Origin of the sequence: Dyella marensis (assembly GCF_900112865.1) — a bacterium.
GTDB classification, from domain to species: Bacteria; Pseudomonadota; Gammaproteobacteria; order Xanthomonadales; family Rhodanobacteraceae; genus Dyella_D; species Dyella_D marensis_A.
Window position 1 is genome coordinate 314,001 of the sequence record NZ_FONH01000002.1, and the last position, 14,930, is coordinate 328,930.

Below are 14,930 nucleotides of genomic sequence, written 5' to 3' on the forward strand. Positions count from 1 at the left end.
GGGAAAAACGCCTGCCTATGGCAGGCGTAGGCGAATCTTACTCACAGCCTTACTCACAATCCAACTAAGTGACCCCGTGGAGCTGGGCCACCTCCGCCTAGGCGGCAAGCTGGTGTTCGTAGTACGGCCGCGGCCGATCATCCAGGATTGCGTAGAGCGACTGCAGGTCGCGCGGATCCGGGTTGAGCCAGGCATCCAGGTTTTCTGGCTTGATGGGGACGATGCAGCGGTCGTGGCCGGCGGCCAGCACTTCGGGCGGCGGCTCGTCGGTGATCGCCGCGAATGACCAGAGCTCGTCGCCGTCCCGGTCCGTGGTGTGCGACCAGAGGCAGGCCACCAGCATGTCCTGCGGAGGGTTCGGGGTGAACTGCAGCACCACGTTCTTCCCCTCGCGCTCCACGTTCTCGTAGAACGTAGTGACGATCATGATGCCGTGGTGGTAGCCGAAGAGCTTCGACCAAGCGCTTTCCAAGTTGTCCCTGCGCGCATTGTACGTGCCGGGGTACTTGCGCTCGATTGCCACATTCCAGCCGGGCAACCGGCACTGATAGCGCATGGGGATCACGCGACGCAGGCCGGTCTTGGCGTCAGCGATCATCACCGGGGCGTAGCTGCCCGGGTAAATTCGCGAATCCTTCGGGTCCGGCTCCGCGCGGCGCAGGTCGTCCAGGTTGCGCTGGGCCGCCTTCACTTTGTTGCCGGCGATGCGCTGGTCCTCCGTGGCCTTCTTGGTGGGCTTCGGACTGGCCAACACCGCCTCGGCCTTGGCCAGTCGCTCCTGCTGGGCGGCCAGCTCGGCCACCAACTTCGCCTCGAGCTCCCGGTCGCCCTCGGCCACGATCTTGGCCAGCTCGAACCCTTCCTCGCTCGCAGGCTTCCGGAAGGACTCGCGCATTGCCCTGGGCAACTTCGTCCAGCCGCCATCGGCGCGCTTCTCCACGAAGAGCTTAACGAACTCATGGATGTCCATGACCGCGCCGAACAGGCGCACAAAAGCGGCGTAGTCAGCCTTCACCTGGGCGGAATAGCACATGGGAGCGCGCCAACGGGGTGGGAATACAGCCTACACCTGGTCAGGGGTAGCTGTGCCGCTCGCCGCGGCGCGGAAGGCTGACCTGGTGGAGGCTCGCCCCGTGGTGGAATTGGCTGGGTGATTCGGGGAGCTCGACGCCAAGGCGCTTGGAGATGGCCTCCACCCTGGCGCTCCAGTGTGCGCCATGGCAGACATGTTCGAGCGCCCGGATGGCCAACTTGAGGTCGACGTCACCCGGTGCCTCGATCATGGCCAGAAGGTGGGCCTGGGTCAGCATGACCGAGCTGATCACCCCGCTGATCGCCGTACTGGGTGCGGCTGCATCGAGCCAGGCTGACGGCGGCGATAGGTCCGAGACGGTCCAGTGCGCATGGGCCGCGGCGGTAACATGCCCTCCCTGACGGCGGCGCGCCGAGTTGGAGAGATCGTGGAGCCGGATCAGCAGCCTGGACAGGCTGGATACGGCGGCGATCAAGGTGGTGCGGGCTTCGTCCATCTTCAGAGGCTACGCCCGGGCGGTCTCAAACTCTGGGATATCCCGCCGATCGGCCGGCTAGATGGATTCCCTGAAATCCAAGTACTCGTCGATGGCTTGCTTGGCCATCATCAGTACAGCGACGGACGACTCAGCCTGGACCTCACGCTTCTCCTTCTGCTGAAAACCCCGCATCGGCATCGCCGGCAGATCGAAATATGCGTGGAACATTCCGTCGCGCGAATCATGTGCACAGCGAATCTCGATGCCGCGATGGTCATCCCTCATCTCGCCCATTACTCGGACTCCCCTTCGCCAATTCGCGCCCTTGGCGCCGTGCCGACGATCTTAGTGAAGAAAGGCGATCAGGCGAAGCCGAAGCTACAGATTGGTCACGTCGATCACGAGAGCCGTCATTAGGTTCGCCGACAGCACCGGCGTGTCGCCTGACGTGAGGTCCTGCACGATGAGCAGGTTCTGGTTGACCACGTTGCTGGCAACCTGGGTGAACACCGCGCGCACGTTGAAGCCCTCCACCCGCGCCGATCGAAAGCCGCGGATGACGTGTGCCACGGCATAGGCGCGCCCCGCGGTGCCGGCGAAGATAGTCGTGCCCGTCGCATTTTGGACGAACCCGACCACCCGCATCGGCCCCGCGCTGGCATCAAAAATCAACTGGCCGGCTGCGTTCCACACCTGCAGGCCGAAGCCGTGCGCCGGCGGTGCCCGCGGCACGTCGAAGATGTAATAAGGAACCTGGGTTCCGAGTGGCCCAGCGACGGAGATATTGAAGCCGATCTGCCCGGCGCCGTAGAAAGTCTCCGGCCTGGCATAAAGCGATCCACCCACGCAAATGATCGGCGAAACGAGATCACTGCGCGGCCCGATCGTCCCGTAGGTTACCGACGCGCCGTAGAGCGACTGATTGGTGGTGAGAGTCCCCTTCTCCACCAGAGACAAGTTCGCATACGTGTTGTCGACCTGCGCGACACCACTATCGCCATAGACGGTAAACCCTGCGTCAGCCATATCAGTAAGCGCCGTAGAGAATGGTGCACTCCACCGCCGGAGTCCAAATCGTGGCCGGGGAATAGCTCAATGTGTTGCCGCTCAGGGTGATGACGGGGGTGTAGCGCGTCGTGCCGGAGCTTGGCCAGACGAAGAACCAGTAGTCGCCATAGCCCGTGGGAAGCGTGATGGAGCCCGAGGCGCCAGGCGCCACCACGACCTTGCCAATGATGCGAGACAGGCGATCTGGAGTGTCAAAGATCAGCTGGCCCGCCGCATTGAAAACCTGGATACCTTGACCCATGGCAACCTCACTTGTCGCCCACAGCGCTACTCGGCATCAGGTGTTATCGATCTCGTCTGGCACGCCGCCGGCGGCGACCCATTCGAGGTATTCGTCGTAGTCACGGTTACCAGGGCAGATCGGGATGCAGGCGCCGTCGCTGTTGCGAATGATGCTGTCGCCGAAAATCGTGTGAACGATGGTGTAGTCGGGCATTTTCAAAGCTCCGAATCGAGGATCATGAGCGTCGTCCCGCCCGACTTGCCGGCCGCGAAGCCAGACTGGCCAGTTGTCGCGCCACTGATGGTGAACAGCAGGACGAACTGGCCATTCCAACTACCAGCGATAGTCGGATTTCCGGAATTCGGCGTGCCGTTGCCAACCCATCCGATGCCCTGACCGGTGATGGTCAGGGTGGGGAAAGCGCGCATCTGTACTGGGGTGTTGAACTGCGCAAGTGCGCCCGTCGTGCTGTACTGCGTACCCGCGGCGAACGCACCACCAGCGGGCAGCGTCGCCGCGAAGCAGTAGCGCTGGCACTGAGTCAGCTCGATCGCCGGCGGCACCAGCTCGAACGCCGTCGCCGCGGTCCCCAGTTCAAGCTGCACCTGCGCGATATCGAACGTACCGGACTGCTGCCCAAGGCCGTTTGAGCGGCCCGCATAGGTCGTGCCGGCGTCGAACCAGAACGTCAGCTGCGTATAGTCGTTGTTGTTCGTGCCCAGCGTTTTGCCGGCGATTGCCGGGATCGTGAAGGTGATCGTCTTCTTCACCCAGCCCGCGGTCAGCGCCACCGTGGTGGTGCCTATGTTGATGACCTGGGACGATGGCGAACCACCGGTGCCGAACACCTGGCTGAGCTCCACGGCGATGTTTTTGGCGGCATCGGCCTTAGCCCAGAAGCTCAGCGTCATGGTGCGGCCGGCACAGTTGCGGACGCCCTCGATGTTCTGCTGAAGCGCCGCCAGGTTGGAGGCGCCAGCCGACGACGCCACGACCGTGCGCAGGAAGTACGACGGCTCCCACGGCACGACGCCCTGCCCCAGCGCAAACGTCTGCTGGCTCAACGCCGAGGTGCTGCCCACGCCGACGGATACCCACCGATCGGCCGAGTAGCGCGTGCCTGCGGCCGCGGCGAAGGAGGTGCCGCGCTGCCACACATTGAAGTTGCCGTTGATCAGCTTGTTTTTGAACGAAGCCTGCCCGCTGACGCTGGCCGACAGGTCCGAAACGCTGCCGAACAGCTCCGTGAAGTTGCCATTGGCCTTCTGCCAGGCGACGTAGTTGGTATCGCCATCCTCGCCTTCCGGCGGCGTTCCGAGATTGATGGTCTGTTGTGCCATGTGGCTACCTCAAAAAAAGAAAGCCGCCTTGCGGCGGCTTCGTTGGGTGATTGCCTTGAATGGAGTGCGGTTACCAGAGGCCGAGGCGAACGCGCAACGTGCCCGCTGAGTCGAACACCTGCAGGAGCTGGTTGGTGATAGAGAGCCGACCGCCGCCGCCGGAGCCATTTAGCTCGAAGCTATTGCCGCTCTTGCTGATGCGCCAACCCGTGACGCCGGCGACGTAGTCCGTCGACTGGATGACATCGCCGATCATGGCGTTGGTGATCCAGCCGGTACCGATCAGCGCCTGCGAAATGAACACCTGGCCGCCCTGGATGACGAAGGGAAGCGTGGTCACGCCGTTGGCCACATTGATGACCGCGAAGCGATCGGCCTGGAACAGCACCTGCGACTGGTAGGTGCCGTCCGCTTGCTGCTCCACGCCCAAGCCCATGCCGGCGCCGTAGATGTGGCCATCGGCTGTGACCTGGCATCGCACGCTCCACGTCGCGCTCACCCTGCCGTTCAAGTCGACCACCGTGGTCGCCGTCTCCTGGACGATGGCCGTGGTGTCATCCACCGTCGCCTGCACGGTGTCGACGCGCGCCGCCATGGCCATGTCGCCCTCCTGCTGGGCCGTCAGCTGCGACCACACGCCGGCGTAGCGCGTCCTGCTGCCGGCGAACTTCGAGGCCGAACCGGCCATTTCCGGCGTCATCTGCTGCACGGCGCCGAGGATCTCCTGGCCAAGGTTCGTGTCTTCGATCAGGCCGGCGATGATCGGCTCGTAATCGGCCGGGTTGCTGCTCGCCTGGCCGTGCACGCCGGCGCCGATCGGGTAGTACGCCCCGATGTTGCCGGTCTTGTCGACCAACCGAGCCCAGAAGTAGAACGAGGCGCCAGCCGCAAGCCCGTCCATCTCCAGCGTGTTCTGGGGATAGGCGAGATCCGCCATCTTCGTGGCGTCGGCCAGGTTCGGCGTGTTGGAGCGCCACACCTCCGTGCGTAGGGTGTCCTCGGCGCCAGCCGGGAATGCCCACTGCAGGTGGATGCCCCAGACCTTCGTCGCCGCGGTCAGGCTGGCCACCACCGGCGGCGCGCCCGTCTTGCCCAGGACGTCGGTCAGCGGCGACAGCGCTGGCACCGACGCGATGCCGCCCGGGCTGATCGCCCGCACACGCGCCAGGTAGCTGCCAGTGTAGATCCCCTGCACGTCGGCCGACTGGCCGGAGACCTGGCCAGCGCTGACCCACTCGCCATCATCCTTGCGCCATTCGACCTGGTAGCGCTGCGCGCCGGCAGCCGGCGTCCAGCTGATCGTCATGACGTTAGTGGCGATGCCCTGGGTGATCACCACATGGCTGGACAGCACCACGTCGGTCGGCGGAGCCTGCAGGTTGGCCGGCAACTGGCTGATCGGCGGCAGCTGGATGATCGTGCCGTTGTCGATCGCCTCGAACTTTTCCGGGACGTGCTGGCTACCGGTAATGGTGAAGGTCAGCGCGTCGCTGGACTTGTCCTCCCCGACCGATTGCACGCGGACCAGCTGGTTGACCAGCGTGGTCGATTCGACAGTCCACACCGCCTCCGCCGCCGGCAACTCCGTGAACACCGGCGAAACCTGGATGTTCCTGCCGTCCACGTTGAGCACCGTGCGCGTCTGGGAGACGCCCGAGGGCAAGACCACAGTCATGCTGTCGCCGGCCACCACCGCGTCGGGGGCGCGGTCCACGGTCACCACGGAGGTCGTGGCCACGGTGATGCGGCCGCCCTGCCGCTTGCCCGCGCGCGCCGGATCCTGCACGCGCACAATCTGCCCGGGCGCCGCCATCGCGCCGTCCAGGCCTACCTGGAAGGTGATGGTGTCGGTCTCCAGCTGCGAGGTCAGCAGCACCCACATGCCGGCGCGCTGAGCCTGGCCCTGCGAGGTGCAGCCGAAAGCGGTGATGGCGGTGGGCTGGATGCCGTAGCGCGCCAGGCCGGCCTGGTGCTGCACATACTCCACCTTGGCGCGGTACATGTCGGCCGGGTCGTTCCAGGTGACTTGGGCGACCGTGTAGCGGGTCTTCCGGGTCGTGGCCGAATAGGTGAACTTGCCGCCGATGACGTTCGCCGCGGTGTAGGCGTACACCGGATCTTGCGGCATGTCGGCGGCCACACCGATCGCGCCGCTCGCCCAAAAGCTGATGCCGCGGAACAGGCTGGCCAAGTCGGAGAGCAGCTGATACGCGTCGCTGTCCGTCTGCAGGTACACATTGCAGGTGAAGCGCGGCTCAGTGCCGCCCTTGCCGTCGCTGACGGCCTGGTCACAGTACTGCGCGATCCGGTACAGATCCCACTTGTTGACCTGCGCCGCGGTGATCAGGTGGCCGAGGCCGTAGCGTGGGTGCGTGGCGAGGTCGTAATAGATCCACGCCGGGTTGTCGGTCCAGGCCAGCTTGAACGTTCCGTCCCAGGCGCCGGTGTAGGTGCGCGCGTGCGGGTCGTAGTTGGTCGGCACCTGGATGATGCGGCCCCAGAGGTCGTAGCCGCGCGCGGGGATGTTCGAGAACTGCGAGGCATCGCCGCTGATGGCGATCAGCGCAGTGTTAGGGTAGCGAAGCTTTGCGTCGATGATCTCCGTGTAGCTGTCGATCGTCGTGGTGTCGGCGATAGTCGAACTGTTGGCATTGGCCGTGAGGCGCGTGACGCGCACGTTCCAGCCGACAGTCGCCGCCGGCAGATCCACGCGGTGCTCGCGCTGGTACTTGGTGGTGGTCTTGCCGGTGATCGCGCCGCTGTAGGCGAGCTGATACGCACCGCCGTCGGTCTGCACCTCGATCTTGTAGGAGATCGAGTAGCCATTGATGTCGCCGTTGGAGGTGTTCGCCTTCGACAGCTGCGGCACGCTGATCGTGATGCCGACGGCCGAAAGCTCCAGGTTCGTCAGCGAGCGCACCCACGGCGCCACCTGCTTGAGCTCCACGCCGACAGCCACTTCGTTCTCGACGGCGGCATAGCCGGGAATGACGTCCTGGTCCTGGGTGCCAGTGCGCTGGTCGACGTGCACATTCTGGAAATTGAGGGAGCCATCGGCGTTGGCCAGCGGAGTCTCGTCCAGGTAGATCGACTGCAGGCCGTTGACCAGGCCGCCGATCTCGCCCTCGCTCACGGCATCAAGGATCCGGAACGATGCGATCGAGCGCAGGCTATCCGGCGACTCCACCGGCGTGCGCTGACTGCCGCCACCCTTGGCGCCTTCGATGAGATGCGGGTTGGCCATGCTTCACTCACAAAAAAGCCCGCGAGGCGGGCGTGGGATTCGGCGCAGGTGTGGAGCGGCGATCAGATGTCGTAGAAGTTCTTCTTGAAGCTTCCCAGCGGCGTGCCGGTGCCGACGCCGCCGCTCGCCGGCGCGTAGTCCTCGGCGCGAATGCCGGCAGAGATCACCGCCGAACCGACGATCATGCGGCCGTACAGCAGCGGCACCGGGTTGCCCTGCGCCTGCGTGTTGACCGAGCCATTGAAGACGTACGACGGCTGGTTCTGTGGCGAATCGGCCTGCTTGAGGCCCTTCGGCTGCGGCGACAACATCTGCACCAGGCCGCCGGCGGCCATGCCGATGCCGGTGCTCAGCAGGTATGCCGCGGTGACCTGACCCACGCCTGGGATGAATGAAATGGCGATAAGTGCCGCGCCAAGAACGACATTGAATAGGCCGCTTTTCTTGCTGCCGATGATGACCGGCGCAATGCGGATCGGGCCATCGCACGGCTTCAGCAACTCATCCTCTTTCAGGTTCTTTGTTCCGAGGAACACCGTAAATCCAAGGCCATTTCCTCTGGCTGAGGCCATGAATTCAGCGAAACCATCGAGCTGCGACTTGAGCGCAGAGATCGCCTCGCCGACCGTGTTCGTGTCGAGGTAAAAGTGGAAGCTACGGCCAAACCTTTGGCGCAATACCCCGTAGAGAATGATCTCGCGTGCTGTCGACATAGTTTCTCCTGGCACAAAAAAACCCGCGCGATGGCGGGCTTTCAATTTTCTAGGTGTCTGCTCAGATCGCGCGCCGTTAGAGGTCGAGTTTGCCGGACCTCTCTTGCCTTTCCTCTTCAGAGGAACCATCGGCCCGGAGACCATCAACGTAGCCGCGCATGACCACGTATGGGCGCATTAGTGGGCTAACAAACCTGTAGCGCCACCTGCGATGTTGTCCATCCCGTACAAACACCGGACCACGGTCCGGTTCACAAAAAGCCTTCAGGTGTTGGGCAAAATTCGCAATATCGATATCGCGGTTGAGGATCTGGCTTAGCGGCTCCCGTACTGCCACAGGCGTAAAACATCCTAGCTCATCAAGCTCCGCAAGCGCGCACGCAAGCAGGACCTCTCGATAGATATTCCCAGGCTGGTGACTCTTCGTCGCTGCATAATAGTCGCGCTTGATCGATTCGTGCCATTGATCTAGCGAAGCCTCGATGCCTAACCTGACGTAGCCGGCATTGACAACTTCGGAGCCCGCGCGAAGCGCGGCGTCCGAGCTATGCAGCCCAAGCAAATGCGCCACAAATGGCACGCCTTGGGCGAGTTCAATAATTCGTTCTTGTGCTTGGATGTTGAAGTTTATTCCAAGCACTTGGCTGCCCTTATCCAGAATCTGCCGAATCTCGTCGGAAGACATCCTCGGCATTGGAATTTGGACCAGCGCGCGTTCGATGGACTGGTGCCCTTCAATGAGCTGCTCCACCGAATCCGCGACTCCAATGATCAAAACAGTAGCATTCACACCGTAGTCTGAGAGCGCTTTGATCGTGTCCGAAATAAGCGTGGCAGATTGGCGGTCTTGGATGCGATCGAACTCATCTAGCACCACGATCACCGGCCGCTCCCTCGCGGCCGCCTCTAACAATCGACGCACGTCGTCAGGATTTGCTACCGCAGGCAGGTATTCGGAAAGTGGTGTCGTTAAGTGCTCACTTGGATTGGCGAAACCTGCTGGGGTCCGCTGTGAATTGAACGTGATTTCCCGTAGCGCCTTCCTCCAAACCGACGTGAAGGTGTCTCCGGCATCGCAAGTGACCCGAGCGACGATCTGACCATGTTGCTGGAAGGTCCGCGATGCCACGTTGGCCAAAGACGTCTTTCCAACGCCGCGCTCACCGAAAAGCACAACGTGGAACCCCCGTTGCCCGGTGGCGGTGAATATTCGATGCATCTGCGTCAGGCGACCGGCGAACAGGTCGGCGTTATTCACTGGTGCACCAGGCGTAAATGCCTGATTAAGCCGCATCAATTTCGCAATTACGCTGGCATCCATGGCGCATCCTCACCGGTACTTGCCGGCAATGCTAAAAGTATCTGCGCCAATGCGTCAAGTTTTGATGGAAAAGCACCAAGTAAAATGACAAATGTCCAAAGTAGATGGTGGCTACACGACCGTTGAGAGGTGCCTTGCCGCCAACACGGCCGTCTCCAGCCAGTAACCACCAAATACTTCGCGGCAGGAAAGTCGGCTGTGCATGTGGTGCAGCATGTTGCCATCGCCCAGATATACGCCGGCATGGTTCGGAACCAGATTGCGGCTGCGCACCTGCATCAGGATAAGGTCGCCGCGCTGCAGCGGCGGGGCCGTGCTCTCCCCCTTACGCCAGACCACCCGGAAGCCCGCGCCAACCAGCGCGGCATCACCGTAGAGGTTCGACTGGCCATCGTCCCACCAGCCATCGGCGCGCGGCGGGCTAGGCAGCGCCAGGCCCCACTCCATGGCGTACCAGTCGCGGCACAAGGTCCAGCAGTCGAGCAGCCCGTGCACGAACGGGCGGCCCACCAGCGGCGGCACATAGCCGGCCGGGTTGAGCCGCAGCATGTCGTTCGGCTTACCGTCGGGCATGCCGATGATGTACCAGGGCAGGCCCGAGACCTCGCACATGGCCCTGTCCTGCTCACTGGGCCGCGAGGCGGCGTCTGGGTGGCTGTGCACCACCGACACCACCTCGCCGGCGTCCTCGGCCGCGGCGTAGTCCTCCGGGTGCAGCACGAAGTGCTCGGTGGCGTCGGTCGCCATATTCCGGCACGGCCAGAAGCGCTCCTTGCCCTTCTCGATCACCACCAGGCCGCAGGCCTCACGCGGGTACTCGGCCGCCGCATGCGCGCGCGCCGCGTCCATCGTCGTGTCGTTCATGAGCGCAGCAGGCCAGCAGCAGGGAACGAACCGTACGGCAGCGGGTTATTTGCCCCGAAGCGCAGCTTGCAGGACGACAGCCGGCCGCCGCAGGCGTCCTGCGCTGGGTCGCTGGTGGGCGTGTCGTCCGCTTTGGCCACCGGCGGGCCGCTGTATCCGCAATACGGGCCGCGGTAGCCGCCGCGCTGCAGCCAGCTGCATGAGTTGGCGATGATCTTCCGCCCTGGCAGCTGCTGCTGGCCGAAGTCCAGCGCGGACGACAGTTCGAACTGCACGACCTCGTTCGTTTCGGAGGCCTTCCGTTCGATGAACCACTTGTCGAGGGGGAATTCCTGCGCCGGATCCGCGCCAGGCTGACCGTCGAGGTAGCGACCGAACGTCCGGTGCCGGATCAGAAGCGACCCCACCAGATCCTGGTAGGCGAGGCACAACGCCGTGATCTGGCCATTGGCGTTGCCGACCTGCAGCGTCGGCATCGGCGGCTTGTCCGGCGTAAGTTCGAAGCCGTCGGCCTGGATCGGCCAAGGCGAGTATTCCTGGCCCTGCCACAGGATCGTGCCCTGCTGGGTATAGCCGTGGAAGCGGAGCACATCGCCGACGCCACCGCCGGTGATAAAGGTGGCATCGAGTTCGTACAGTTCGACGAGGGCGCCCGGTTCGAGCTTCTGGACATCGGCGGCGATGGTCATGGCGAGAACTTCTGTTCGAACGTGGTGGAGATGGTGTAGACGTCGCCGCCCTCGTAGCCAGGGCTGTAGGACGCGGCCTTGTAGAGGCCCTGCACGCCCACCGGCGGCGTCCATAGGAAGCCGATGGCACCGGCGTGTGCGTCCAGGAAGTCGGACAGGGCCTGCATTTCCGCGCGCGAGCCAACGAACTGCAACGGCCACGACTGCACCTTGTTGTTGATGCCGTCCTGAACCTCTTGCGAGTAGCCGTCGCCGAACTGCGCCCTCCGCACGCGGAGCGTGACCTGCCCTACCGGATTGTTGATCGGGCGCCAAGTGAATATGTCAGGCACGCTGCATCCTCCAGAGTATGCCGCCCGGGCGCTGTTCCTCGACCACGACCTGGCGCGCCGTGTCACGCATGCGCGTCAGGAGCTGCTGGCCAAGTTCACCCTGGCCCCCACCAGTGGTCTGTTCCGTCACCGAACCATCGCCGTTGAAGTTGACGGTCTGATTGAACACCACGTCGCCGCCACCTCCCACCGCGTGCACGCCCAGCTTGCCGCCGGAGGTCCGGGTGAGTGGCAGGATGCCTTCGGGACCGGCCTCGCCCATCACGCCGGCGCCGCGCGCAAACGCGAAGACCGTCGGCCGATTGACGACCTTGCCCGAGTACGCCGACAGGTCGGGCGACGAATAGACGTTGCCCTTGGCATTGAACGCGAAGTTGGCGATGTCGCCGGCCACCCCCTGGCCGGTGTAGGACGCGGGGCCGGACAAGGCTACGCCCGTCGACGGCATGCCGGTAAAGGCACCGACGATGCTGCTGAGCAACCTCGACGCAGCCACGCGAAGCTCGATCGTAGCCAAGTCTTTTAGGACATCTGCCACCCATGCCTTGAGCGTCTGCTTCTTAGACGTCAGGCGGTCGACAAGGAAGGACGTTGTGGAATCCAGGACGTTAGTGGTAAACGACGCAACCTGGCTCGAACTGTTGCCTGCTTGCTGCACCCAGTCTTCGAGTCCCCGCTCTGCACCATTGCGCCAGTCAGACTCGGCCGCGGCCATGCGCTCGTAGCCGTCACGGATGATGGCCACGCGCCGCTCGGTCGCGCTCTGCAGCGCAGCCACATCGGCCTCGTACTGGTCCTGATCAAGGCCACCGACCTCGCCGCGGGAACCCGCCTGCCGCTTGAGCGCCAGATCCTGGAGCTTCTCGGCCTGCTCCTGATAGGCCTGATTGACGCGCTGCTGGATGGTGTACTGGCGATCACCCATGCCAATTCGGGCAATCTCTGCGTTGACCTGAAGTTCGAGCGAATCATTGGTCTTGTCCAGAGCAAGACGATACGCATCGATCGCCTGCTGACGCTTCTCATAGGAGGCACGCTGCTGTTCACCCAGCGCATTGCTCTTCGAGATGGCATCCGCTTCGATCTTGCTGGCCTGTGCCTGCAGGTCGGCGATACGAGTTGTGTTCTTGATGCCATCCGCGCCGGCAACCTTGCGCTTTTCGAGTCGATCAATCTCCGCCTGGATAGCCGTTATCTGCGCGGCTTCGTTCTTCCACAGCAGGTCCTGCGATTCCTTGTAGTACTGCGCCTCGGAAGAAAGTCCCGACTTGCGCGCTGCATCCAATTCCCGCTGGCTGTTCTTGAACGCATCGTCCAGCTGAGCCAGGCTTTCCTTGAACGCTTTGACCTGGCCAGATTCCTCAGCGGTATTGACGGCCTTCGTGGCAGAGGCAGCCGATCGGTCGGTGAACTTCTTGTCGATCTCCTTGAGAGCGTCCCTCTCGTTTTTCTCGTAGGTTGCGCGGTCGGCCGGGTTCGCTGCTATGAGCGTTGCCGTCGCCTTCTTCACCGCAGCGTATTCGGCGGCCTTGTCCTTGTCCGCCTTTGCGGATTTCAGAAAGCCGTCCATAACGTCGCTGGCTTTCTTCGCTTCCGTGCGGATTTTCTGGTTGTCGGCCTCCGTCTGGGCTGCCCAACGCTCGAGGTCGGCGCCCGCCGCAAGCGAGTTCTGCAATTGCCGGTTGCGCTGTACGACCGGGTTTGCCTCGGCCTGGGAATCCGACTGCCCGAAGGCAGCCATAAGGTTCTCTTTGTAGGTGTCGGCGAGTTCCTTGTAATGTGCGGCATCCTCCTGCAGCGACGTGGGCCGGCCCACACCCTTGATGGCATCCCAGCCTTCTGATGCCGCTTCCCGGACAGAGATCCATGCGCGCTGGATCGATCCTAGCTCGGACCGAACCTGCGCCGCTCGCTGTGCAAATGCCTGGGCAGCAGCGGTCTGGCTGATGGCCGCGGCGGCCTCCGCATCGCCCTGCTCCTGCAACGCCTTGATGTTTTCGTACTGGGAAAGCGTCAGAAAGTGATACTGCTCGTCTAGCCCCTTGATCGACTTGACCGGGTCGTCCTGCAGCTTGACGAAGTGCTCCACCGCCTTGTCGATGCTTTCGCCAGTGACAAACGCGAAGTCCGCCGCGCCTTGCGCCGCCTCGGCAAGCCGGTCACCGGTGACCTTGCCCGATGCCACCAGGAGCTCCAGCTCCTGCCGGGCCTTGCCGGTGCCACCGGTGGTGCGCCCGAGCTGCTCGGCCATGGCATTGACCTGGCCAGCCGTCACACCCGCATAGTTGCCTGTGGCGATGATCGAGGCATTGAGCTTGTCCTGCTCCAGGGAGCCGGCAATGGCGGCGGCGGCCAAGCCGCCGATCGCCAGCACCGCTGCCCCGACGAGAGCGCCGATCGGTGAAAACGCGGCGCTGAGCACGCCGGCGCGGTTGGCCAGGGTAATCAGGGATCCTTCCAGGTTCGAGAAGTTGCCGCGCGCCAGCTCACCCACCATGACACCGATCTCGCGGCGCACACCGGCCGAGCTGAAGGTGAAATGCCCCATGGCGGCATCCGCCTTGGTCACCTCTTCGCGGGTCTTGGCGATCTTCGCCGCGTAGGCGTCGTAGTCGTCCTTGCTGATAAGTCCCTTGGCGCGGCTTGCCCGCAACTGACCCTCCATGCGATCGAGCTTGTCGAGGGCCGAAGATACGGGATCAATCTTGCCCAGCAGCTTCTGTAGCTCAGCGGCTTCGGCCTGCACTGAAGAAGTCGACTGCTGACGTGACCTTGCCTCGGCGGCGAGTATGGCCTGGGCCCGCTGTGCAATGCTGTTTCGATCGTCAGCCGACTTCCGCAGCTTGTCCGTTGCAGCGCGCTCAAGGTCCGACGCGCTGACGGATTTTTGTTTGGCAGCAATTGCCGCCTGTTCGGCACTTGTGCGCGCCGTCGATGCCTGCACCATCTCCCGTATACGCGCTGTCTGCGCGGCATCACTCTCAGCAAGAGCTTGCGAGGCATCGCGGGCAGCTTCAGCATTCGCCCTGTAGGTAGCAAGCGCCTGGTTGGCTTTAAAAATTTGGGCATCACCCAGGCTAGGAGCCTTGAGATTCGCCGCACTGGCTGCTTCGATATTTGCCCTGTAGGCGACCAGCGCCTGGTTGGCCTTGAATATTTGCTGATCGCCGAGGCTCGGCGCCTTTAGATTTGCCGCGTTCGCCGCTTCGACATTGACTCGAAACGCGGCTAGCGCTTGGTTGGCCTTTAGAAGCTGAGCATCACTGAGCGATGATCCCTTCAACGCATCGCCGAGAGCCTTGGCGCCACTCGCCGCATTTGCCGAAGCAACTTCCGCGGCAACAAATTTTGCTTTCAGCTCATCGAGGATGCTGGTTGGTATGCCCTTGATTGCGGCGTTATAGAGGATCTGCTGCTGCCGCGTTAGGTTGAGTGTGTCAGCCTGCTTGATAAGGCCGTCGACTCGGCGCTTTTCGGCACTAGATAGCTGGTTGTAAGCAGCCTGCGCCGACTGCGACATGGAACTGACACGGCGCTCCGCCGACACAATCGCCGTGTCGAACTGTGCAGTATCGACCACTACATCAAGGCGCGCAGTGCCGATGCTTTCGCCTTCAGTGGACAT

14 protein-coding genes are annotated in these 14,930 nt (G+C 63.2%); all 14 read right to left on the minus strand.

The genetic code is table 11. From position 1 onward, the window contains the following. Positions 1-97: 97 nt before the first annotated feature. The 14 genes from BM172_RS04135 to BM172_RS04195 all read right to left on the minus strand — a co-directional run bounded on the left by BM172_RS04135 (position 98) and on the right by BM172_RS04195 (position 14,930). Positions 98-1,033 (minus strand): SOS response-associated peptidase family protein, encoded by a 936-nt coding sequence (locus BM172_RS04135; RefSeq protein ID WP_026636571.1) that lies wholly within the window; start codon positions 1,031-1,033, stop codon positions 98-100. Between the two features lie 40 nt (positions 1,034-1,073). After that, positions 1,074-1,529 carry a hypothetical protein gene (locus BM172_RS04140; protein WP_026636570.1) on the minus strand — a complete coding sequence of 152 codons (456 nt, stop codon included), beginning with the start codon at positions 1,527-1,529 and terminating at the stop codon, positions 1,074-1,076. Between the two features lie 57 nt (positions 1,530-1,586). Next, on the minus strand, positions 1,587-1,805 hold the full coding sequence (locus BM172_RS04145) for a hypothetical protein (protein WP_026636569.1): 219 nt from the start codon (positions 1,803-1,805) through the stop codon (positions 1,587-1,589). Between the two features lie 84 nt (positions 1,806-1,889). Further along, positions 1,890-2,537: a hypothetical protein gene (locus BM172_RS04150; RefSeq protein ID WP_026636568.1), complete on the minus strand. Its 648-nt coding sequence runs from the start codon at positions 2,535-2,537 to the stop codon at positions 1,890-1,892. Between the two features lies 1 nt (position 2,538). Further along, complete coding sequence (locus tag BM172_RS04155; RefSeq protein WP_035323846.1) at positions 2,539-2,820, minus strand: hypothetical protein; 282 nt, start codon at positions 2,818-2,820, stop codon at positions 2,539-2,541. Between the two features lie 36 nt (positions 2,821-2,856). Continuing rightward, entirely contained in the window at positions 2,857-3,015 is a 159-nt protein-coding gene (locus BM172_RS22420; RefSeq protein ID WP_155964737.1) for a hypothetical protein, read from the minus strand. 2 nt (positions 3,016-3,017) lie between these two features. Beyond that, entirely contained in the window at positions 3,018-4,142 is a 1,125-nt protein-coding gene (locus tag BM172_RS04160; RefSeq protein WP_051549016.1) for a hypothetical protein, read from the minus strand. 70 nt (positions 4,143-4,212) lie between these two features. Next, positions 4,213-7,386, minus strand: a complete 3,174-nt coding sequence (locus BM172_RS04165) for a TipJ family phage tail tip protein (protein ID WP_026636567.1) — start codon at positions 7,384-7,386, stop codon at positions 4,213-4,215. A gap of 62 nt (positions 7,387-7,448) precedes the next feature. After that, the gene (locus BM172_RS04170; protein ID WP_143096446.1) at positions 7,449-8,099 is read right to left on the minus strand and encodes a tail assembly protein; all 651 of its coding nucleotides are present in this window, start codon (positions 8,097-8,099) and stop codon (positions 7,449-7,451) included. A gap of 76 nt (positions 8,100-8,175) precedes the next feature. Continuing rightward, a complete protein-coding gene (locus BM172_RS04175) occupies positions 8,176-9,420 on the minus strand; it encodes an ATP-binding protein (protein WP_081805277.1) in 1,245 nt (414 codons plus the stop codon). A 111-nt stretch (positions 9,421-9,531) separates the two neighbouring features. Then, positions 9,532-10,284: a C40 family peptidase gene (locus BM172_RS04180; protein ID WP_051549013.1), complete on the minus strand. Its 753-nt coding sequence runs from the start codon at positions 10,282-10,284 to the stop codon at positions 9,532-9,534. Continuing rightward, positions 10,281-10,973, minus strand: coding sequence for a phage minor tail protein L (locus tag BM172_RS04185; protein WP_026636565.1), 693 nt, complete (start codon positions 10,971-10,973; stop codon positions 10,281-10,283). The genes BM172_RS04180 and BM172_RS04185 overlap by 4 nt, the downstream gene beginning before the upstream one ends. Continuing rightward, complete coding sequence (locus BM172_RS04190) at positions 10,970-11,305, minus strand: phage tail protein (RefSeq protein WP_026636564.1); 336 nt, start codon at positions 11,303-11,305, stop codon at positions 10,970-10,972. The genes BM172_RS04185 and BM172_RS04190 overlap by 4 nt, the downstream gene beginning before the upstream one ends. Further along, the gene (locus BM172_RS04195) at positions 11,298-14,930 is read right to left on the minus strand and encodes a phage tail tape measure protein (protein ID WP_051549011.1); all 3,633 of its coding nucleotides are present in this window, start codon (positions 14,928-14,930) and stop codon (positions 11,298-11,300) included. Before BM172_RS04195 ends, BM172_RS04190 begins: the two co-directional genes overlap by 8 nt.

Bases quoted from the DNA above. Each gene is read 5' to 3' on its own strand.
- BM172_RS04140 (WP_026636570.1), bottom strand. From the start codon at position 1,529: ATGGACGAAGCCCGCACCACCTTGATCGCCGCCGTATCCAGCCTGTCC.
- BM172_RS04165 (WP_026636567.1), bottom strand. From the start codon at position 7,386: ATGGCCAACCCGCATCTCATCGAAGGCGCCAAGGGTGGCGGCAGTCAG.
- BM172_RS04195 (WP_051549011.1), bottom strand. From the start codon at position 14,930: ATGTCCACTGAAGGCGAAAGCATCGGCACTGCGCGCCTTGATGTAGTG.
- BM172_RS04155 (WP_035323846.1), bottom strand. From the start codon at position 2,820: ATGGGTCAAGGTATCCAGGTTTTCAATGCGGCGGGCCAGCTGATCTTT.
- BM172_RS04135 (WP_026636571.1), bottom strand. From the start codon at position 1,033: ATGTGCTATTCCGCCCAGGTGAAGGCTGACTACGCCGCTTTTGTGCGC.
- BM172_RS04160 (WP_051549016.1), bottom strand. From the start codon at position 4,142: ATGGCACAACAGACCATCAATCTCGGAACGCCGCCGGAAGGCGAGGAT.
- BM172_RS22420 (WP_155964737.1), bottom strand. From the start codon at position 3,015: ATGCCCGACTACACCATCGTTCACACGATTTTCGGCGACAGCATCATT.
- BM172_RS04175 (WP_081805277.1), bottom strand. From the start codon at position 9,420: ATGGATGCCAGCGTAATTGCGAAATTGATGCGGCTTAATCAGGCATTT.
- BM172_RS04185 (WP_026636565.1), bottom strand. From the start codon at position 10,973: ATGACCATCGCCGCCGATGTCCAGAAGCTCGAACCGGGCGCCCTCGTC.
- BM172_RS04170 (WP_143096446.1), bottom strand. From the start codon at position 8,099: ATGTCGACAGCACGCGAGATCATTCTCTACGGGGTATTGCGCCAAAGG.
- BM172_RS04145 (WP_026636569.1), bottom strand. From the start codon at position 1,805: ATGGGCGAGATGAGGGATGACCATCGCGGCATCGAGATTCGCTGTGCA.
- BM172_RS04180 (WP_051549013.1), bottom strand. From the start codon at position 10,284: ATGAACGACACGACGATGGACGCGGCGCGCGCGCATGCGGCGGCCGAG.
- BM172_RS04150 (WP_026636568.1), bottom strand. From the start codon at position 2,537: ATGGCTGACGCAGGGTTTACCGTCTATGGCGATAGTGGTGTCGCGCAG.